This window comes from Enterococcus sp. DIV1067f (assembly GCF_050543505.1).
In the GTDB taxonomy this organism is placed as follows: Bacteria; Bacillota; Bacilli; order Lactobacillales; family Enterococcaceae; genus Enterococcus_D; species Enterococcus_D entomosocium.
This window is the reverse complement of the sequence record NZ_CP172940.1, coordinates 899366-919159: the sequence shown is the minus strand read 5'-3', so window position 1 is coordinate 919159 and position 19794 is coordinate 899366. Positions and strand designations below refer to the sequence as shown.

The following is a 19794-nucleotide window of genomic DNA, read 5'->3' as shown; positions in this document are numbered from 1 at the left end:
CCGTAATCGGCTATTTATTAATATTTCTGCTCAATCGCTTCTTCGATTGTTTTGGCAGCATTATCCGCTGCTTCTTGAGGAGTCATATTGCCTGAACCTGCATCAAACAGCATGTTTTCAGCCCCTACCCAAACCTCAGACATTTCAGGGATATTTGGCATTGGTTGTGAAACACTGTATTGCTCGATCACTGCTTTTGCTACTGGATCATCAGAAGCAGCAACTGTTTCTTGAGCCATAATGTTTGCTGGAATATCATGACGCATTTCATACAATTTCTCTTGATTAGCTTCGTTTGTTAAATATTCGACAAATTGTTGAGAAATGTCTTTGTTTTGTGAGTAGTTGGAAACAACCCATGCTTTTCCACCACCAAACGTTTCATAATCATTGCCATTGCTCAGCGTTGGGATTTTCGCTACGCCATAGTTAATCCCTGCTTCTTCAAAGCCGTTCACGCCCCATGGTCCGTAAATGATGGCTGCTGTTTTGCCTTGGTTAAAGTAATCTAACATCAAGTTTTCGTTGGCTGATACATCCAGCATTCCTTGCGGCCAGACATTTTGGAACCAATCAGTTGCGTACGTGATTGCTTCAACAGAACCTTCATTGTTGATCCCTAAATCAGATGGATCTGTCCCTTCATCCCCAAAGACATAACCACCATAACCAGCTAATAGACCATACGTATAATAAAAGTCTGTCCAACGAGCTAAGAAACCAACATTGTCATCGCCTTCTGCAAAACGATCATCTTTTGCTAGCTCTTCTAAATCAGAAAAAGTTGCTGGCGCTTCATCGATCAAATCTTTGTTATAGAACATGACAACTGCTTCAATCATTGCTGGTGCGCCATAGATTTTATCATCGATCGTCACTTGTTGCTTGTCTGTATCGCTGTACCGTCCATCATCTGGCAAAGTCATTTCTGCCAAATGCCCTTGCGAGCCTACTTGACCTACACGATCGTAAGGAGACATCGTAACATCTGGACCTTTCCCAGCAGGACCGTCTAGTTGAAGCGCATCCATTTGATCGAACATATCCATTTCTACAACGTTGATGGTAACATCATTTTCAGATTCAAAGTCAGATTTCACTTCATTGATATAATCAATATAGTCTGCTCCTACAGAGACCGTGAGCGTTTTTTCATCGCTACCTGAACCTGCATCTGCATTACTACCATCGGTACTACCACCGTTGCCGCCACACGCCGCAAGCGCTAACAACGCACTTCCTGAAACTAATCCTAGAGCTGCCTTTTTCCAATTCACTTTCATCCTGTTTACCTCCTGCAATTTGTAACTCCATTATGCAACCGGTTTCTTAAAATGGCAAACCTTTTCTAAATGTTAGCGATAACAAAAATAGAAAAAGCCTTTAAATTAAGATGTCGATGAATCGAAAAGAAATTGCGCAACCATTTGCTTAATTTTTCATTTTGTGGATTCACGAACCACGAGTTGAGGTAAAAAGCGCTGTTGTCGCTGGCTCGTATCATTATGTTCGATTTTTTGGATCAATAATTCGCCGCAAACTTCCCCCATTTCCACAATGGCTTGCTTCATCGTTGTCAATTTTGGCGAACTTACCTGATCAAGGAATACGCCATCGTAGCCGATGATCCCAAAATCATCTGGCACCTCCACTCCGATCGACTGTAAGCCTTGATTGATGCCTAACGCTAAACGATCTGTGGCACAGATAAAACAAGTGTTTTTCATTAAATGCTCATTCTGCGATTGGATAAACTTGCGGGCGGCGGAAGATCGGTTGTCAAAACGATAGATTTTTGGTGATATTCCCGCTTTTGTGACTGTATCTATGTACCCTTTTTCTCGGCTTTTCGTAAACGCTTCTTCCAACTCTAAACCAATATAGACCAATTGTTGATAGCCGGTGTCGATAGCATGTTTGCATGCAGAAACGATTCCTTGGTAGTTGTCACTGTCAACAAAACTGAACCCAGCTTCATTTTCGCCAAATAACACCACAGGCTTTCTTAAATTTCTTATCCAGTCCATGTCAGCCTGGCGAAAGCCCGTAATGATGCAGCCATCTGCTGGACCACGATCCACCCCGTCAGTCGTAACTAGCTGCAAAGAATAGTGTGCTTTACCAATAGAACGAGCGATCCCAACCAATAAGTTCATATAGTAAGGTTCCGTCGTATCCATCTCCTCTAAAATATACACTTTGATGATATGGGAACGCTTGGAAACTAATGATTTGGCAGCAATATTCGGCTGATAATCCAATTCAAGCATCGCTTGATGAACCAGCTGCTTTAACTCTTCAGTTACTTTGTCCGGATGATTGATCACTCGAGAAACGGTCATTGCGGAAACATTTGCTTTTTTAGCAACATCTGCTAGCGTAGTCATGATTCACTCTCCTTGTATTATTTCATCTATAGTATAACATAATAAACCAAAAGAATAACCAAGACACTCTCTATATAAAAAAGATTTCCAGCCAATTTAACGAGTATAAAAAAACAGAGTAGCTTCTCAGCTACTCTGTCAAAAAAGACTATTTTTTGGGGTGTCGAGAAAAAGGTATCAACACTTGTTAATCGGTTTCGATCAACCCGTATTTGCCATCTTTTCGACGATACACAATGCTCGTTCCATTCGTTTCCGCATCTTCAAAGATAAAGAAGTTGTGTCCAAGCATGTTCATTTGTAAAACAGCTTCTTCACTGTCCATTGGTTTTAAAGACAAACGTTTTGTACGTACGATGTCTAATTCAGAACCATTGTTTTCTTCATCGTTTGCTTCAGTTGTGAACAAATCACCATCTGTTGGCGGAACCAATGCTGTCTCGCGAGATTTGCGGTTGATTTTTGTTTTAAATTTGCGGATTTGGCGTTCCAATTTGTCAACAACCAAATCGATACTAGCATATAGATCAGGTGAGGTTTCTTCCGCACGCAGAACTAAGAATGGTAAAGGAATCGTTACTTCTACTTTTGCTGTTTTTTCAGTATAAACTTTCAAATTAACATGTGCTGTTGCTTCCGGCACATCGTTAAAATAACGTTCTAATTTACCTACTTTTTTCTCGACGTAATCACGGATCGCTTCTGTTACCTCGATATTTTCGCCGCGCACATTATATCTAAACATAAAAATTACCCCTTTCGTCTACCAGTAAAGAAGGAAAAGGACCACTCTTTTCTTCTTCTTAACTCTATTATATCGAACTCTTGCTCATTTGCCTAGTAAATCGAACAAATTTCTTTAAGCGTTTTCAAAATAACGATTCAACGGGCAAAGGAAAAGGATCGAATCGACTGGGGGCCAAAGGTCTGCAATGCTTCAGCTGCGTGATATAACGTTCTACCGGTAGTGTAAACATCATCGATCAACAACAGTTTCTTGTTTTTTATTTCAACCGTTGCCTCTGGCTTCACCGCAAAAGGTTGCACCTCCTCTAATCGTTGCTTGCGAGAACGTTGAGCTTGTGGTGCGGTATCAACCACTTTATCCAGCCATTCTTTCGACTTAACTCCGCCTGCGTCCAGCACAGCGGTCACTTGATTAAACCCTCGCTCCTGGTAACGTTCTGCCGATAGCGGGATGGGTATCAAACAATCGTAATCAAAGTTGTTGATCTTTTGTCTGATGGCAGCAGCAAAGGTCTCTCGCAACTGATAGTTTCCCATTAATTTGTATTCGTGAATCCACTCCTTCATCCCTTGATCGTAAGCGAACAGTGCCCGATGCTGCAAATGGATCATGGGACAGGTTTTCGCCCAAAAGAGACAGTCACTGCAGGAAATGGTATCCTTTTTGCCACATGTTGGGCAGCAGCTTTGCCAATTGATCACTGTAAATCGCTGAGCGCATTGTGGACATAATTCTTTTTCGGGGATGCGCCAAGGAGCCAACAGCTCAATGATCGTTACCTCTCTTGAAAAAAATATTTGGCACCAACTACACTCCATCGGTCAACCAGCTCCTTGCTAATTGGTTCATCTCATTGATTTCTTTGATTGCTTGACGGATCGCTTCTGTCGTTTGGTCGTAGAAAAAAATGACTTCCCCTTCTGTAAACGCACCTTTGCGATCGACACGGCCAGCGATTTGTACTAACGCCGATTTTGTAAAGACCGGGTGATTGGCTCCCAGTACCACCACTGAGACATTTTCAAACGTTACACCTCGTTCTAAAATCATCGTTGTAAACAACACCTTGTACACTTGGCTGCGTGCCGATTGGACTTTTTCCCTCCGTTTTTCATCTTGTGAAGAAACACTAGTGAGGAGCCATGATGCTTCTTGCCTGCGGACTGCCCCTTCCATTTCCTTCATCAGCTGAATACTTGGACAAAATACCAAGACAAAGTTTTTTTTAACCAACCGCTGCAAGTGCTGTAGCAATGGTCGCAGCCAACGTTTTTTGCGATAAGCCTGCGCCCAGCGGCTATAATGAATAGGTTTCGGAACGATCAGCGGACGCTGATGAAACCGTAGAGGCATTTTTAACACTGCAAATTCCGAATAAATTTCTTGCAACAATCGTTTTGAAGGCGTCGCACTTAAATAGATCAGACACCCGTTTTCTGCCAAGGCATTGTATAATCCGTAACGCAGCTGCGCATCGCCCTCGTAGGGAAATGCATCTATCTCATCCACCACGATCAGTTGAAAGCTGCGATAAAAATGCAGTAGCTGATGAGTGGTGGCAATAAGGATCGTTGTATAACGATAAGGTTCTTCTGATTTCCCATAAAGGAGCAGGCTTTCCTCTTGTGGGAACGCTTGTTGAATCCGGGGGAACAGTTCACGGCAGACATCGATCCGTGGCGAGACGATCGCCACACGACCACCTTCTTGCCGTATGTGGCGGATCGTTTCAAAGATCATCTCGGTCTTCCCTGAACCCGTGACTGACCAAACAAGAGACGATTTCTTTTGTCGACAATTTGCCACTAATTGCTGAGAAATTTTTTGCTGAAACGAAGTCAACACTCCTGGCCAAACGATCTTGTGATCAAAGGCTGCAAGATCCGTTTGTTGAATTACGAGTTGGCCATCTGATGTGATCCGACCATAGCGAATACAAGTTGGACAGTAATAGCAGCCTATCGGCAATAGAACCGACGGCTTGTGGTGGGAAGAACCGCAACGCTGACAAACGATTCTCTTCCCCTGCTCGAGCATTGCCGGTCGAGAATCAAAAGTTTTTCCTACACTCATTGTTTCATCTAAAACAAAAAATTGTCTTCCTTTTTGATTGGTCATAACATACACCTCAGTTTTAAGTACGCAAAAAAATCGGTTCAAGTACTTTTTGAAAAGTACTTGAACCGATTACAGGTTTCTTGTTTGCTTCAACAGCAGGTCTTGCTTATTCGCCGATCAATGTCAAAGCTTGATCTAAGACTTTTTCGCCGTTCATCATGCCGTAATCTGCCATGTTGATTACTTCTAATGGAATTCCTTTTGGCGCTAGACGTTTCTCGAAATCGCCTTTCATGAAACGAACTTGTGGTCCTAATAGTAAAACGTTTACGTCTTTGCTTTCTAAATGTTGATCTGCTTCTGATGCGGAAACTGCAAAAATATCTGCTTCTAATCCTTTTGCTTCAGCTGCTTTTTGCATTTTTGTTACTAATAAGCTTGTACTCATCCCTGCAGAACAAACTAACATAATTGTTTTTTTCGCCATATCGAACACTCCTTGAATTTTAAGAATAAGATAACATTTCCTATCTCTAGTATAGAACAAGTTTGAAATTTGTCAACGCTTTCTATCCAGCAACCAGTTTGATTTTACTAAACGATTAAAAACGACGTACTCTTTTTTTAAATTGACTAGGACTACCTCGTAGCCGGCATTCAGCCACGCATAAGCCCCATTTTCTGGATGTCGGTAATCATTCGCCCACCAATCGCTACTGGTGCGGGCACTTTTGGGCAAACCGGATGCGGGGAAAAGAAATTCATCAAACTGCGTAAACGTTAAGGTGATTTGCGAACCACCGTTGTTTTTTAAATAGTGAGTGATCGTATCGTACTTTTTGCGTCTACCCAAAGCAACTGCCTCCTCTTTTTAGAGTCTATGTTCGTACCTGTTTCTTTCTTCTATTTGTAACTTTCCTTCCGATTGCCTATACTAGAAACATAAAGGAGGCGATCGTGCGCGTGACTTATCGAACGATTCGACAAGACGGAGAAACAGAAATAGAAATCAAAAAATCGCGTTTCCTCTGTTCATTAAAACGAATTCAATCAGAAGACGAAGCCAAAGCGTTTATTCAAGCCCTCAAGAAAGAGCATTGGAAGGCAAATCATCATTGCAGCGCCTATGTATTAGGTGAAAATCATGAGATCCAGCGCAGCAGTGATGATGGTGAACCGAGCGGCACCGCTGGGGTACCGATTTTAGAAGTGTTAAAGAAAAACGAACTGATCAATGTGATCGCCGTTGTTACCCGCTACTTCGGTGGAACGAAACTGGGTGCTGGTGGATTGATTCGCGCTTATTCAAGTTCGGCCTCTGCTGGAATCAAAGAGGTAGGAATCGTCGAGGGTATTTTGCATCAAGAACTTGCCTTGACCATCGATTATCCCCTTTTAGGCAAGCTCCAAAACTACTTAGAACTGCAGAATATCTATATAAAAGATATTGCTTATACGGAGAAAATCGTTGTCACCTTAATGATTCCTGAAGCAGTACTTGCCGACCAAGAAGCCGCTCTGATCGATTTGCTACAAGGTCAAGTGCAATTGACCAGAGGGACTACCGAATATGTAGAACGCTTGATCGAGCAGTCCACAGAGTAAGCCAGCTTACTAAAGACCTTCCAGTGTGTGCTCTTTTCCTCAAGGAGGACGCTGCCAAGTTTGCTACAACCAATGCAGGAAGCCCAAATATTTGAAAAGCCGAAACGGTCATGCAACCAGCGACGCTACGCAACAGCTGAAACGCTCGTAGGGTCCTTTCGGCTTTTTTGGGCTTTTTGTTGCCAATTGAAATAGACAGGTTATTTTTCCATATAAAATTCAAAACGATTACCAACATATTGGGTGCGCACGTATTCAAATGGTTGACCATCTTCAAATGAAGTGATTTGCCGCATACGTAAAATCGCATCGCCGCGTTTGATTTGTAAGTAATCAGCAATTTGCTCGGAAGCGACCATGGCTGAGATTGTCTGTGAAGCGCCACCGATTTTCCGTTGTCCTTTTTCCTCTAAAACTTTATAGAGGGAAGAGATGATCTCCTCTTTGCTAAAGTCATGAATAAACTTCTCAGGGATACTCGCGACTTCAAAACAGATCGGCACATCATCCGCATACCGAATCCGCTCCATCCGTAAAATCGTTTCGTGACCTTCTAATTGCAGCTTTTCCATTTCACTGGAGCTAGGTGCAGTCAAGAAATAAGCGACCGCTTTGCTAGAAGGTTTACGACCAAGAGAATTCATGATTTCGGTAAAACTCGTCGTGCCCGTCATTTTCTCCTGTACTTTTTGGCGAGCCACATAAGTGCCGGAACCGATTTTACGCTCAAGAATCCCCTCATCTGCTAAGGTTTGGATCGCTTGTCGCAACGTCATGCGACTCACACCGAATTGTTTCGACAACTCGCGCTCTGAGGGCAGACGATCCCCGATTTTGTATGTATTGTTTTCAATATTGGCTTTAATTTGATCATGAATCTGGATATAAACAGGTAATTTTTCCACCACTACACATTCCTCCGTTCCCCTCCTATTATAACTGGTATATACCTAAATAGCTAATAAAAAAAGCAAAAACTGCTCTGTTTTTCTCAATTTGTGCGAATTCTTTCCCTATTTTATAGGCAGAAGAAAGAAGTTATCACAAAATGTCCAAACAAGAGCAGTCGCTTTTCTTTTAAATTGGTTCGGTCGCTGGCTTGAGAATTTATTCAGCCAACGCTTTATTGGCAGTGGCCATCAACAAGCGGATACGATTCAATTGATTGACGATCGAGACACCTGGATCATAATCAATGGCCGCAATGTTCGCCTGCGGGTATTGACGACGTAATTCTTTCATAACACCTTTTCCTACCACATGATTGGGCAGACAGCCAAATGGTTGCAGACAAATGATATTGTTGACATTATTTTCCAATAGATCAATCATCTCACCGGTCAAGAACCAGCCTTCTCCCGTATGATTACCAATGGAAACAATCTCGCTCGCTTGCTCCGCAAGCTGATGGATCGAATGGATACCATCAAAACGCGTTGACGCCCTCAGTGCTTTATCCATCGGTTTTTGGAGCCTTTCAATCGCCATGATCGCAAAATCAGCGATCATTTTACTTTTCTTCGCCATCCCCAAATGCTCGTAGCGCCAAATCTGATTGTAGAGGGAATAATTCATGAAGCCGACAATATCTGGTACGACCGCTTCCGCTCCTTCTGCTTCTAACAGGCGAACGACATCGTTATTGGCAGTCGGTGAATACTTCACTAAAATCTCTCCCACGACACCGACACGCGGCTTCTTGATATCTCTTATCGGCACTTGATCAAAGGCTTGAATGATTTTTTTCATATTTCGATTAAACAGACTGAAGGAGCCATTGCGGACATTTTTGGCAATTTTTTCCAGCCATTCTTGATGGAGCCGATCGACAGCCCCTGCTTCTTGCTCATACGGACGGGTGCGATAAACGACCCGTTCAAAGAGATCTCCGTATAAAAATGCCACCGCCAAACGCTTCATCATCGGTAAGGTAAAGCGAAAGCCCGGATTTGATTCAACCCCGGTGTTGCCCATCGAAATAGATACCACCGGCACTTGTGGAAATCCTGCATCGTTCAGTGCTTTACGTAACAAAGGAATATAGTTCGTTGCACGACATCCGCCGCCCGTCTGAGTCATCAAAACACTGGTATTTTCAACATCATATTTTCCGCTTTGCAATGCTTCTACTAGCTGTCCAATGGAAATGATCGCCGGATAGCACGCATCATTATTGACAAAGCGTAAACCGACATTAACCGCCTCACGATCTTCACTAGGTAGACAGACCACTTGATACCCAGAAGCTTGCAAAGCAACATCGACTAACCCGCTTTGATGGATGGGACTCAACATCGGCAATAAGAGCGTGTGCTGCTTGCGCATCTCTTTGGTAAAAATAATCTTTGCCGGTTCCTCGTATTGCTTTTTAGGTACAAAGTGCTGTTTGTCCCGTTCGTTGACTGCTGCTTTCAAGGAACGCAACCGAATCCGAATTGCCCCAAGGTTCGCTCCCTCATCGATTTTCAACACCGTATATAACTTCCCATACTGCGCCATAATCTCTTCGACTTGATCAGTAGTGACTGCGTCGATCCCGCAACCGAATGAGTTTAATTGAACCAGTTGTAATTGTTTGTTTTTCGCGACCACTCGAGCTGCCGCATACAATCGCGAATGATAGACCCATTGATCCACAACCCTCAGATCGCCGACATTTGCTAAATGAGCAATACTGTCCTCAGTCAATACATGGAAGCCTTCTTGGGTAATGACTTCTGCAATCCCATGGTTGATTTCAGGATCCAAATGATATGGTCTTCCAGATAAAACGATCCCTTTTTGATTGGTCGTCATCAGCATACGTAGCGTTTCTTCTCCCCGTTGCGCAATATCTGTCTTGAACTGATCCAGCTCCTCGAAACCGCTGCGTAGGGCTTGGGCAATTTCTTCTTCTACAAAACCAAAATCTTGAAAAGTACTCGTTAAAGTTTTGACCATTGAGGCTTCATCCGCCAAATTCAAAAACGGACAGCGGTAGTCAACCGCCCCTTCACGAATCGCATCGACGTTATTACGAATCACTTCTGGATAGCTTTGCACAATTGGACAGTTAAAATGATTCTCAGCGGCAGTGTTCTCTAATCGCTCAAAAATGACCCCTGGATAAAATATCAACGGTACGTTTTGATCAATCAGTGCTTGGATGTGTCCATGGGCTAGTTTGGCTGGGTAACAAACCGTATCACTAGGAATCGTTTCGATCCCTTGCTCATATAGTTCTTTGTTGGAACGTGGCGACAAGGTTACTCGAAACCCTAACTTGGTGAAAAAGGTATGCCAAAGCGGATAATTTTCATAAAGATTCAATACTCTTGGTAGGCCGATTTCACCATGGACGGCCTCTTTTTTACGCAAGGAACGGTACTTAAACAAGCGGCGATATTTTTCATCCACAAGATTGACTTTGCGGTCTTCTTTCTTGATTTTGATTCGCGCACCACGTTCGCAGCGATTTCCGGTAATAAATTTTCGACCGTCAGAAAAGAGGGTCACCGTCAACAAGCAATTGTTTTCGCATAGACCGCAATTCGTAAATTCTTTTTCTGCTTGGAAATCGGCCATTTCTGCAGGAGACAACAATGTACTAACATCGTCAAGGGCTGCTTCTTCTAAAGCGATCAAAGCGGCACCATATGCCCCCATCAAACCGGCGATCGATGGTCGAACGACTTCACGGCCGCTGATCAATTCAAAAGCGCGCAGAACCGCTTCGTTATAGAAAGTCCCTCCTTGGCAGACGATTTTCTCGCCGAGGTCTTCAGGTCGCCGAACCTTGATCACTTTATAGATGGCATTTTTTATGACCGAGTAAGACAAGCCGGCTGAAATGTCGCCAACAGAAGCCCCTTCTTTTTGGACCTGTTTCACTTTTGAGTTCATAAAGACGGTACAACGCGAACCAAGGTCAACCGGTGCTTGGGCTTTTGTCGCTGCCAACGCAAATTCTTTGACATCCTGATTCATAGATTTGGCAAATGTCTCAATGAAGGAGCCGCATCCTGAGGAACAGGCTTCATTCAATTGAATCGAAGATAACGCGCCATCTTTGACCGTCATCGCCTTCATGTCTTGCCCACCAATATCTAGGATAAAATCAACCCCCGGCTGGAAATGTTCGGCAGCTTTGTAATGGGCCATCGTTTCCACTTCACCGATATCGACTTTCAGTGCATGTTTGATCAAATGCTCGCCGTAACCTGTGATCGTTGACTTTGCGATGTAAACGTCAGAAGGCATCTGACGATAAAGCTCTTGTAAAACCGCCATCGTTGTCGCTAACGGTTCACCTTCATTATTGCCATAGAAAGAAAACAATAATTCCCCTGCATCATTGATCAAAACCACTTTCGTTGTGGTTGATCCTGCATCGATGCCTAGATAAGCAGCGCCTGTATGCTCAGACAACGCTTTTTCTGTGGCCACCGCTTGAGCATGGCGAGCACGAAAAGCAGTCAATTCCTCCTCGTCTTTAAACAATGGGGCTAATGTATCAGTTGGCGCGAGTTTGCCATCTTCTCCGTTGGCTAAGCGGGCCAATAGCACGGAAAGCTGTTGCTCTTCTTCTGCATACAGTGCGGCCCCCATCGCTACAAACAGTTCTGGGTTCTCGGGAAAAATGATATCTGCTTCTTGCAGGTTCAACGTATCGATAAATCGTTGACGCAGTTCCGACATAAACGTCAGTGGACCGCCTAAGAAGGCTACCTTGCCTTTGATTTTACGACCAGCAGCCAAGCCAGCAATCGTTTGATTGACCACCGCTTGAAAGATACTCGACGCAATGTCTGCTTTTGCTGCTCCTTCATTGATCAGCGGCTGCACATCGGTTTTGGCAAAGACCCCACAGCGTGAGGCAATCGGATAAAGGGTTTGATAATCTTTGGCTAGTTCATTGACCCCATTGGCATCCGTTTTCAATAAAACCGCCATCTGATCAATAAACGCACCCGTTCCACCGGCACAACTGCCGTTCATTCGCTGCTCCAATGCCCCTTCAAAAAAGGTGATCTTCGCATCTTCGCCGCCTAACTCGATAGCCACATCGGTTTCGGGAATCATTGTCTCAACTGTTTTGGTACAAGCGATGACCTCTTGGACAAATGGGATCCGCAAAACTTCCGCCAGACCCATCCCACCCGATCCGGTAATCGCCAGCGCCAGCGGCTGATCTTCGATCACTTCTTGCGCTTCTCTAATGATTTTTTCCGCTGCCTTCTGGATGTCTGCATAGTGTCGTTCATATCTTGAAAAACACGTTTGATTGCCTTCATCTAACAGAACCATCTTGACTGTTGTCGACCCGACATCGATGCCCGCTTTATATTTTTTCATTTGTTGCCTCCATCTAAACAACACTTTGTTGATTATCTAACAAGCCGTTTGTTATAATACTTATGTTCATTGTAATTCTTTTGATTGATAATTCAACAAACAATTCTAAGGAAGGTGTGGGATAAACAACAATTACCCGTTTTTTGTTGTTTATTTTGAAAGGAAATTCACAATATGAAAAAATTGGATTTACGTGTCAAACGAACCAATAAGTACATTATTGAAGCTTTTATCCGCTTAGTGGAAGAAAAAGGCTTCGAGCAAGTGACTGTCCAAAATATCGCCGATGAAGCCATGATCAACCGTGCAACCTTTTATGCCCATTACAAAGACAAACAAGACTTGTATGAAAAGATATTTGACTTGGCTGTCGAATCATTTACCGCGATTCTTGATTTTGAAGATTTTGTTCAAGGAAATCGCATCAAAATCCGCAAAATCGAAGCGGCCATGACCGAACTTTTTTTACACATTCAAAACAATCGTTCCTTTTATTTGACGATCATGGATGCCTCTGCCATTGAGATCATCCGTAAAAAGTTGGGCCTGATTTTGACTGAACGTTACCAAGAGATCTTTTCAACGTTAAGAATCACCGAAGGAGACATTGAAGTGCCCTTAGACTTCATCATTGACTATATGACCTCGATATTTGTTGGTACCTTGCATTGGTGGCTAACGGCAGAAACAACGATGACACCCGACCATCTAGCAAAACTTGTCATCAAACTGGTGGCAAACGGCCACCTGACTGTCTTGGGGATTGAGATTGAGGAATAAAAAAAAGAAGCTGCGAATGTGCAGTTTCTTTTTTATTCCTCAATTAGTGATTCTTTGAACGCCATTTGATCGTGTCTTTCGTCTTGCGCTGTTTCGTTACTTTGATTCCTTTTGGAGCCACACGAATCGCATAATCTTCCTTTTTCACCACATCATAGACATGCTCTGCAACTTCCGTTACTTTTTCTTTTAGATTCAATTTAAATTTCATGTGTTTTCATCTCCCGAATGCTTTACTAATAGCCTATCGCAAATAAAAAAAATCTTCAACTTATAGCCCTTCATAAAAAAGGATTTTTAGGGTTTTCGTTCCTCTTTATTGGACAAGCGATTTAGACGCAACCAATGCTTCGTAATGCTGAACTGTTTTTCTAGGTTTAGTAGAAAATTTGTTGAACAAACGGAACGATCCTTTCTTCTCCCCTTCACCGTTCCCCATTTCTGGCAATTCAGCATTATTGACATAGCTTTGGTTTGAAGGATGTTTGCAGAAACTTATCTTTTTCATATGCTCCTCGTTTCTTATCAAATGAGACTGAGTTTGATCGACAGATTGTCTCCAGTTAGACGCACTTATTTTCTATTTTCAATAAAAAAGTGTCAGTAGAAAATCCAACGATTTCCCACCAACACAAAATAGTGTAGTTTCCAACTACCACGAAGTTCGATTAATAAATTAAATAGTCAGAAGCACCAGCTTGCTTGATCTCGATCACTAGCTTATGAGGCAGGCAAATGCTCGTCTGTCCATTGCGATAGATCCAGCTGGTTTTGACAGCAATTTGGTCCGGGCTATTGTCTTCACGCACTCGGATCGCACCATCTTTGATCTCGACGATATTGTACTGACCTTCTGCTGGATAATACGTTTTTTCCATCGCATCGATTTCTTCCAAGTTGAAACGGTCAACTTCTTCCCCATTGATTCGCACGATCGCATAACGATCCCCAGTATCACTTTGGGCTTGCGCTTCAAATAGAAAAAGCGGTAAAAAAGAGCCAACAACTAATAGAACAAACAATAGATAATCATAGGGCTTTAATAGTTTTAAAAATGGCTGGATCGTCTTTTTCATCACATGTACGCCTTTCACTGTTCATTCACTGTTCCTTTTTAGAAGGTAATCGCTCTTCGAAAAAAGCAGTTAGATCAATGATCTCTTCCTCTGTGAAGGTTTCTTGCTCCCATTGGTCAAGAATTTGTTCTTGCAAAGCCAAATCCATTTCCCAAAAATGATCGATCTTCTTGAAATGCTTTGGGTCAAAGGAACGAAACACGGGGTAGATCATCAAAAATTCTTCAAAGGTAAGATCCCAGTCCTCAGTATAATCTTTAACGACCCCTTCTGACAAGGCTTTTTCCGTTGGATCGCCATTTTCTTTGATTAAACCAGCTTCGTAAAAATGGCGATAGATGGCCTCTTTGGTGATCTCTGGATGAAATTTTTTACTGTGACGATAGGCTTCTTCAATCAATGATGGATAGATGATCTCCATTTTCCCCCTGCTTTCTGGACGGCGTCATAAGACGGCGTTAATTCTTTTCGATTGGGTGCTGTGCTTTGTATTCTGCTAAAGATACATGGTGGCTGCGCTTGAAGGTTCCTGTTGTCCCATCAAACGAAATCGCTGGGGATTTGACGCCATGGTGGGTCCGACGCTTATTCTTTTTTGCTTTTGATGTTTTTCTTGCAGGTACTGCCATGTCATTTCCAACTTTCTGTCACTTTTTCATTATGCACGCAGCTGCAATGCATTTTTTCGTTTGTTTCGTTTAAATTCATGAATGATTTTTAATGCGCGTTTCCTTGTTTTGATGTTCGGGCTCTTTAAACGTCGATACGCACTAGACAAGTCCGTTTTTTCCATGTTGACTCCTTTCTGTTACCAGCTTGCTTTTGTAACGCCGGGAATTTCTCCGAGGTGTGCATGCTTACGGAAATTGATCCGTGACATGCCGAATTTATTCATGTAGCCCCGAGGACGACCATCGATCATATCCCGTTTCTTCAAACGAGTCGGATTCGAATCCTTCGGTAGTTTGGCCAATGCTTGGGTATCTCCTTGCGCTTTTAATTCTTGACGCACTGCTCGGTATTGTTCGATCAGTTGTACTTGCTTGTTGTATTTTGCCATTTTTGATTTTTTTGCCATTCAGTTATTGTCCTTCCTATTTCTTGATTTCACGAAAAATCGCTCTGCGCCGCAACTTTGGTGAATATTTTTTTAATTCTAAACGTTCCGGCGTATTGCGCTGGTTCTTATTAGTCAAATAAAGTCTTTCCCCTGTCTCCACACATGCCAAAATAATATTGTTTCTCATAATAACCAGCTCCTTTCTCTTGCGTCACACCAAAAAAGGTTAAAGTGTAACGATTACGTTTTGTATCATATCACACTCAAACATAGGAAGCAAGCAAAACTATTTCTTCTTTTTGTTATTTAACACGTGAAGAAAACGTCATATGAATTTGTTTTCAATCGTTGCTGTCATTGGCGGCAAGGTAACAGGAACCTGTAGCTTTTGATCGCGCAAAAAAACCACCTGATCTTTAAGGAATCACTGGTCGGGCTTTTCAAGCAGCCCACGTCGTGATCCTTTATCAGGTGATTTCTTTCGGTTAATTTACTGATTTGTTCTCATGTGATGCAAGCCATTCACTGATCGCTTGCAAGCGTTCTATCCGCAAGTTCGGCAAGCCATTGCGTGATAAACCATGAGAGGATTGAGGAAACAGCATCAGCTTCGTATCGACGCCTTTACGCTGCAACGCCATGTAAAACTGCTGTCCTTGTTCTTGCGGACATCGCAAATCATTTTCCCCATGGAGTACTAGCGTAGGTGTCTTGACTTGGCTGGCATAGGCCAAAGGCGACATCTTCCAAAGTCCTTCGGTCTCATCAAGTTCCCGCAACAATTGGAATTTGACAAAGGCAGGTCCAATGTCGCTCGTCCCATAAAAGCTGATCCAATTTGAGATCGAGCGTTGCGTAACTGCCGCACAAAAACGATCGGTATGACCAACGATCCAGTTGGTCATAAAGCCACCATAGCTGCCACCAGCTACATGGATCGTGTTCGTATCGATTTCTGGATGGTTTGCCACCACGGCATCAACCCCCAACAGCAAGTCTTGATAATCTTTATTGCCATAATCACCTAAAATCGATTTGACAAACGCCTGACCGTACCCTTGCCCGCCACGAGGGTTCAACAAGATGACCCCATAGCCGTTAGCGGCATGGACTTGCATCTCGTGGAAAAATGTTTCGCCGTAGCAGACTTGCGGACCGCCATGGATGTACAAAATTGCTGGATGACTTTCTTGTGTTTCGGTCGGGGGCAAATACCAGCCTTGAATTTGCCAACCATCTGCTCCTTCGTACCAAAACGCTTCGGGTTTACTGATCGCTAACTGTGACATAATTGCTTGGTTGGGATCATATAGATCAGTTACTTCGCCACTTGTTAAGTCAATCAAGCCTAAGCGACTAGGGATCGATGGCGTCGCATAAGCAACAGCAAGTTTGGCTTCCGAATAGATCGCCGCATCAAGGATATCCATTTTTTCATCAAGCAGTTTGGTCCATTCTCCTTGGATCGAGGCGCGGTACAATTGTAGCTTGCCATGCTCCGTTACGGGTACAAGGAATGTGTCATCCGTCAACCAGGTGATCGCTACGCCGCGATTTTTTTGTTGAAAATCACTGATGATCGCATTGCCAAAAGCGATGTCAAGATCTTGGGAAAGATTTTTGACCGCTTTCGTTTTTAAATCGATCAAAAATAAATCATCCAAGGTCACAAATCCGTAAGAGAGGTCATTGCCTAATAATAGCAGCTGATCATTGCGCGCTGCAGCAAAAGTATACGTTCCTTCTGGCAGAATGTTTTCTAAACTTTCTGTCTTTTTCGTCTGGCTATTTAGGAGACAAACCTTCGATCCATAGTCCCACTCGTCTTCTTCCTCTTTGTCAAAAGTGAGAAACAAAGTCTCTTGATCATCCGCTAAGCCAGAGAACACAAAGGGATACTTATGCTCAAAAATCAGTTCCGTTTCTTGTGTCGCGATCGTTTTTTTGATGATCGAATGTTTTTTTTCTTTTAAAAAGCCGACGCCATCCGCCAAATAATTGACTTTCGTAGTAGCTTTTACTTGTGGAAATTCCTTTTGCTTGTCCGTCTTTTCTTTGTCGTCTTGATTCTCTGAAACCGTCTCCTCTTGTGCCAGCTGGTAATAGATAGCTGTTGCGTCTTGCTTCCAAAAATAGTCGCCCAGACCTTTTTCAGTCACAAGTGCTTGGGGCTTGCCGCCGGACACCGACATCGTCCATAACGTACTTTCACCTTTCTTTGGATCGGTCGTCACAAAACTGAGCCATTGCTCATCTGGCGAGACCTTTAGGCTGTTGTGGGTCGTCGCTTCGGTGCCCCACTCACGCCTTTCGTTGGTCTTTGGGTCAATACTATAAATCGCTGAATCATACGTATTGGTCTCTTGGTTGACTGCCGTTTCCAAGTAAAAAACCTGATTTTGCCCCACGGCAGGTTGCGCAATCGTTTTCAGTTCAAACAGTGTCTCATTCGTTATTTTTTCCATCCATTTCCCTCCAAATATACGTATTTTCGCAGTAACTATCTACTAGTATATCAAAAGAAACGAATTTTTCTGCATTTTTTAATAGTGAAATCCTCGCAAATTCGCTACTTCTTCAAAACCAGCCGACATCCCTGTCTGCCTTAAGATCTCCTGCCCATTTTCTAAAAGGGTTAAGGTGATTTCCGTACTGGCGCTTTCGCGAATGATCCGATTCATTTGTCCAATAGAAGGTGCTAACAACGAATGGCCTTCTTTCGTCAAAACTTCGATCGTCAGCAGCCACTGTTTTTGTTTGAGATGGATCACTAAACGGTCTTCCGTGCGTTTGACATCATGAATCTTTGCGCCATGATAAGTAGCAAAACGATATTCTTGGCTGCCGACTTGCAGAACACAAATCGTTCCCAAAAAAGCAAAACCCGCAAAGGGAATGTCGGCTGCGGAGAAAAAGAACCGAACATCTGGCGCATCAAAGCTGTTGCACTGAACCCAAATATAAGCTGCTGGAAAGGAGGTTCCCCAATCTTTTTCCAAATAACCGATCCCGTTCGTAAAATCGATTGGTTCTTCGTTCCAGTACAGCGTACCTTCTAAGGTATGACTCATGCTCAAGACACCGTGGTAGCACTCCATAAATGACAGATACGAAAAAGGCCCCATGATACTCGGCGCATAACGTGTCCGCTGAATCGGTTTGTGGTCGTTGTATTTTACTGCTCCTTGTACTTGAAGATCGTTATTTTTTAAAGAGACTTGAATGCCTGCTTCACTAAAGATATTGTCACCAATCGTTACTTTACGCTCCTCTTCTGACACTTGAAAGTCAGTTTCCGGAAAGGAAAAGTAATGCGCGCCCTCATGATTGATCACTTGAATGAACACTTCTTTGGTCCCGTCTTTTTGAATCGAAAAACCAGGAATAAAAGCATAGACTTCTTCACCGATTTGGTGCTTATGGTACCAGCCTTCAAAAAAAGCGGTCTGCTTGTCGTGGCCGTGAAAGAACCGATCTGTTGTCAACATCTTGATTTCCCTCCGTTTCTTTTTTAAGTGTAGCATGAAGCAGAAAGATTCCTCAGGATAATGCTTTTTCTATGTAAAAAAAGCCAGAAACAAGTAAGACACTTGTTTCTGGTTTTGCTTATTGCTCTTTCATCACTCGTTTGAAAATATTCTAGCAGAATAAAAAAATCTCCTAAGAAGAATTTTCTTCTAGGAGATGTTTTTATCAAATATATCAACGTTTCACCCCACGTTGATAGGAATCATTGTACGCTTGAAAGGACTTATCGTGAAGTTTAGCCGCTGCATCTGCCAACCAGTTGACATTTCTGATCAACGCGCGGCCTTGTAAAACCAAATCCACTTGATTGGTTTGCAAAAGATATTCGCAAAGATCAGGATTATCCAATAAACCGACTGCTGCTACGGGAATATCGACCACTTGCTTGATGGCTGCAGCAAAGGGCACTTGGTAGCCATCATAGATCGGAATATTAGGCTTTTTATCCACCACACCACCGGTTGAGCAATCAAGACAATCAATGCCATCTGCTTGAAGCCATTGGGCTACTTGCTGCCAATCTTCCAACGAATTTTGGCGTCCTGGTTCTTCATAGTCTGTCAGTGACAAGCGCATCCACAATGCCCCAGAAAAGACCGCCCGAACTGCTTGTACCGTTTCTTTTACAAAGCGATACCGATTCTCTAAGGAACCACCATACTGGTCGGTGCGTTGATTGACGAATGGCGAAAGAAATTGGTCCATCAAGTAGCCATGAGCCCCATGAAGTTCGATCATCGCGACACCCGCATTAGCTGCTCGTTGGGCAGCCTGAACAAAACTGTCTTGCACCCGTTTGATCTCCGCCAGGGTCATTTCTGACGGTAACGGGTAGCGTTCGTTAAAGGCAACGGCACTTGGTGCCAAAGGATTGGTGGCATCAACTGCTTTTCGTCCTGCATGGCTTAGTTGGATGCCTACTTGCGCATTGAAACCATGCAGCAGTTCCACCAATTTCGTCAGTTCTGTTTGCTGTTCTTCATTCCATAACCCTAGATCATTGTTTGTGATTCGTCCGTCTGGTTCAACGGCAGTTGCTTCGATAATGATCAATCCGGCTTTGCTTAATGCTCGTGCCCCATAGTGAACAAAATGAAAGGGCTCCGCAACACCGTCTTCTTTTTTTACTTCATACATACACATCGGCGACATAACGACGCGGTTGGCCAATGTTAAATTCGCTAGCTTCACTGGTGACAATAGTTTGGACATGTTGAC

22 protein-coding genes are annotated in these 19794 nt (G+C 43.2%); 2 read left to right on the top strand and 20 right to left on the bottom strand.

Features of this window, described 5'->3' with window-relative positions:
* Positions 1 to 17: 17 nt before the first annotated feature.
* The 7 genes from IGJ42_RS04280 to IGJ42_RS04250 form a co-directional block, all read right to left on the bottom strand.
* On the bottom strand, positions 18 to 1283 hold the full coding sequence (locus tag IGJ42_RS04280; RefSeq protein WP_061053856.1) for an extracellular solute-binding protein: 1266 nt from the start codon (positions 1281 to 1283) through the stop codon (positions 18 to 20).
* A gap of 156 nt (positions 1284 to 1439) precedes the next feature.
* Positions 1440 to 2387: a LacI family DNA-binding transcriptional regulator gene (locus IGJ42_RS04275; protein WP_005237300.1), complete on the bottom strand. Its 948-nt coding sequence runs from the start codon at positions 2385 to 2387 to the stop codon at positions 1440 to 1442.
* 187 nt (positions 2388 to 2574) lie between these two features.
* Positions 2575 to 3132 (bottom strand): ribosome hibernation-promoting factor, HPF/YfiA family, encoded by a 558-nt coding sequence (gene hpf, locus IGJ42_RS04270; RefSeq protein WP_005237301.1) that lies wholly within the window; start codon positions 3130 to 3132, stop codon positions 2575 to 2577.
* 137 nt (positions 3133 to 3269) lie between these two features.
* The gene (locus IGJ42_RS04265) at positions 3270 to 3953 is read right to left on the bottom strand and encodes a ComF family protein (protein WP_034872461.1); all 684 of its coding nucleotides are present in this window, start codon (positions 3951 to 3953) and stop codon (positions 3270 to 3272) included.
* Complete coding sequence (locus IGJ42_RS04260) at positions 3943 to 5253, bottom strand: DEAD/DEAH box helicase (RefSeq protein WP_086332115.1); 1311 nt, start codon at positions 5251 to 5253, stop codon at positions 3943 to 3945. The genes IGJ42_RS04265 and IGJ42_RS04260 overlap by 11 nt, the downstream gene beginning before the upstream one ends.
* 106 nt (positions 5254 to 5359) lie before the next feature.
* Positions 5360 to 5680 carry a PTS sugar transporter subunit IIB gene (locus tag IGJ42_RS04255; protein ID WP_005228768.1) on the bottom strand — a complete coding sequence of 107 codons (321 nt, stop codon included), beginning with the start codon at positions 5678 to 5680 and terminating at the stop codon, positions 5360 to 5362.
* A gap of 72 nt (positions 5681 to 5752) precedes the next feature.
* Positions 5753 to 6046 (bottom strand): DUF7662 domain-containing protein, encoded by a 294-nt coding sequence (locus IGJ42_RS04250; RefSeq protein WP_005237305.1) that lies wholly within the window; start codon positions 6044 to 6046, stop codon positions 5753 to 5755.
* 110 nt (positions 6047 to 6156) lie between these two features.
* Between IGJ42_RS04250 and IGJ42_RS04245 the strand changes: the two genes are divergently transcribed.
* Positions 6157 to 6798 (top strand): YigZ family protein, encoded by a 642-nt coding sequence (locus IGJ42_RS04245; protein WP_086317472.1) that lies wholly within the window; start codon positions 6157 to 6159, stop codon positions 6796 to 6798.
* 200 nt (positions 6799 to 6998) lie between these two features.
* Here the strand turns inward: IGJ42_RS04245 and IGJ42_RS04240 are convergent, their stop codons facing one another.
* Positions 6999 to 7706 carry a GntR family transcriptional regulator gene (locus IGJ42_RS04240; RefSeq protein ID WP_005228765.1) on the bottom strand — a complete coding sequence of 236 codons (708 nt, stop codon included), beginning with the start codon at positions 7704 to 7706 and terminating at the stop codon, positions 6999 to 7001.
* A gap of 199 nt (positions 7707 to 7905) precedes the next feature.
* Positions 7906 to 12132: a 2-hydroxyacyl-CoA dehydratase gene (locus tag IGJ42_RS04235; protein ID WP_086332114.1), complete on the bottom strand. Its 4227-nt coding sequence runs from the start codon at positions 12130 to 12132 to the stop codon at positions 7906 to 7908.
* A gap of 174 nt (positions 12133 to 12306) precedes the next feature.
* On the opposite strand from IGJ42_RS04235, the gene IGJ42_RS04230 reads away from it, so the two are divergent.
* Positions 12307 to 12912, top strand: coding sequence for a TetR/AcrR family transcriptional regulator (locus IGJ42_RS04230; RefSeq protein WP_005237309.1), 606 nt, complete (start codon positions 12307 to 12309; stop codon positions 12910 to 12912).
* Between the two features lie 43 nt (positions 12913 to 12955).
* On the opposite strand, the gene IGJ42_RS04225 is transcribed toward IGJ42_RS04230, so the two are convergent.
* The 11 genes from IGJ42_RS04225 to IGJ42_RS04175 form a co-directional block, all read right to left on the bottom strand.
* Complete coding sequence (locus tag IGJ42_RS04225; RefSeq protein ID WP_005237320.1) at positions 12956 to 13123, bottom strand: hypothetical protein; 168 nt, start codon at positions 13121 to 13123, stop codon at positions 12956 to 12958.
* A gap of 105 nt (positions 13124 to 13228) precedes the next feature.
* Positions 13229 to 13420 (bottom strand): hypothetical protein, encoded by a 192-nt coding sequence (locus IGJ42_RS04220; protein WP_086332113.1) that lies wholly within the window; start codon positions 13418 to 13420, stop codon positions 13229 to 13231.
* A gap of 160 nt (positions 13421 to 13580) precedes the next feature.
* On the bottom strand, positions 13581 to 13988 hold the full coding sequence (locus IGJ42_RS04215; RefSeq protein ID WP_005237322.1) for a NusG domain II-containing protein: 408 nt from the start codon (positions 13986 to 13988) through the stop codon (positions 13581 to 13583).
* Positions 13989 to 14013: 25 nt separating this feature from the next.
* Positions 14014 to 14409, bottom strand: coding sequence for a hypothetical protein (locus tag IGJ42_RS04210; RefSeq protein WP_086332112.1), 396 nt, complete (start codon positions 14407 to 14409; stop codon positions 14014 to 14016).
* A 37-nt stretch (positions 14410 to 14446) separates the two neighbouring features.
* On the bottom strand, positions 14447 to 14617 hold the full coding sequence (gene rpmF, locus IGJ42_RS04205) for a 50S ribosomal protein L32 (RefSeq protein WP_005237324.1): 171 nt from the start codon (positions 14615 to 14617) through the stop codon (positions 14447 to 14449).
* A 29-nt stretch (positions 14618 to 14646) separates the two neighbouring features.
* Positions 14647 to 14781, bottom strand: a complete 135-nt coding sequence (locus tag IGJ42_RS04200) for a putative metal homeostasis protein (protein ID WP_005237325.1) — start codon at positions 14779 to 14781, stop codon at positions 14647 to 14649.
* A 15-nt stretch (positions 14782 to 14796) separates the two neighbouring features.
* Positions 14797 to 15066: a 30S ribosomal protein S14 gene (gene rpsN, locus IGJ42_RS04195; RefSeq protein WP_005237326.1), complete on the bottom strand. Its 270-nt coding sequence runs from the start codon at positions 15064 to 15066 to the stop codon at positions 14797 to 14799.
* A 16-nt stretch (positions 15067 to 15082) separates the two neighbouring features.
* Complete coding sequence (gene rpmG / locus IGJ42_RS04190) at positions 15083 to 15235, bottom strand: 50S ribosomal protein L33 (RefSeq protein ID WP_005225339.1); 153 nt, start codon at positions 15233 to 15235, stop codon at positions 15083 to 15085.
* Positions 15236 to 15533: 298 nt separating this feature from the next.
* Positions 15534 to 17513 carry a S9 family peptidase gene (locus IGJ42_RS04185; RefSeq protein ID WP_086332111.1) on the bottom strand — a complete coding sequence of 660 codons (1980 nt, stop codon included), beginning with the start codon at positions 17511 to 17513 and terminating at the stop codon, positions 15534 to 15536.
* A 78-nt stretch (positions 17514 to 17591) separates the two neighbouring features.
* Positions 17592 to 18536: a tocopherol cyclase family protein gene (locus IGJ42_RS04180; protein ID WP_086332110.1), complete on the bottom strand. Its 945-nt coding sequence runs from the start codon at positions 18534 to 18536 to the stop codon at positions 17592 to 17594.
* A 214-nt stretch (positions 18537 to 18750) separates the two neighbouring features.
* A complete protein-coding gene (locus IGJ42_RS04175; protein ID WP_086332109.1) occupies positions 18751 to 19788 on the bottom strand; it encodes an NADH:flavin oxidoreductase/NADH oxidase in 1038 nt (345 codons plus the stop codon).
* Between the last annotated feature and the right edge of the window lie 6 nt (positions 19789 to 19794).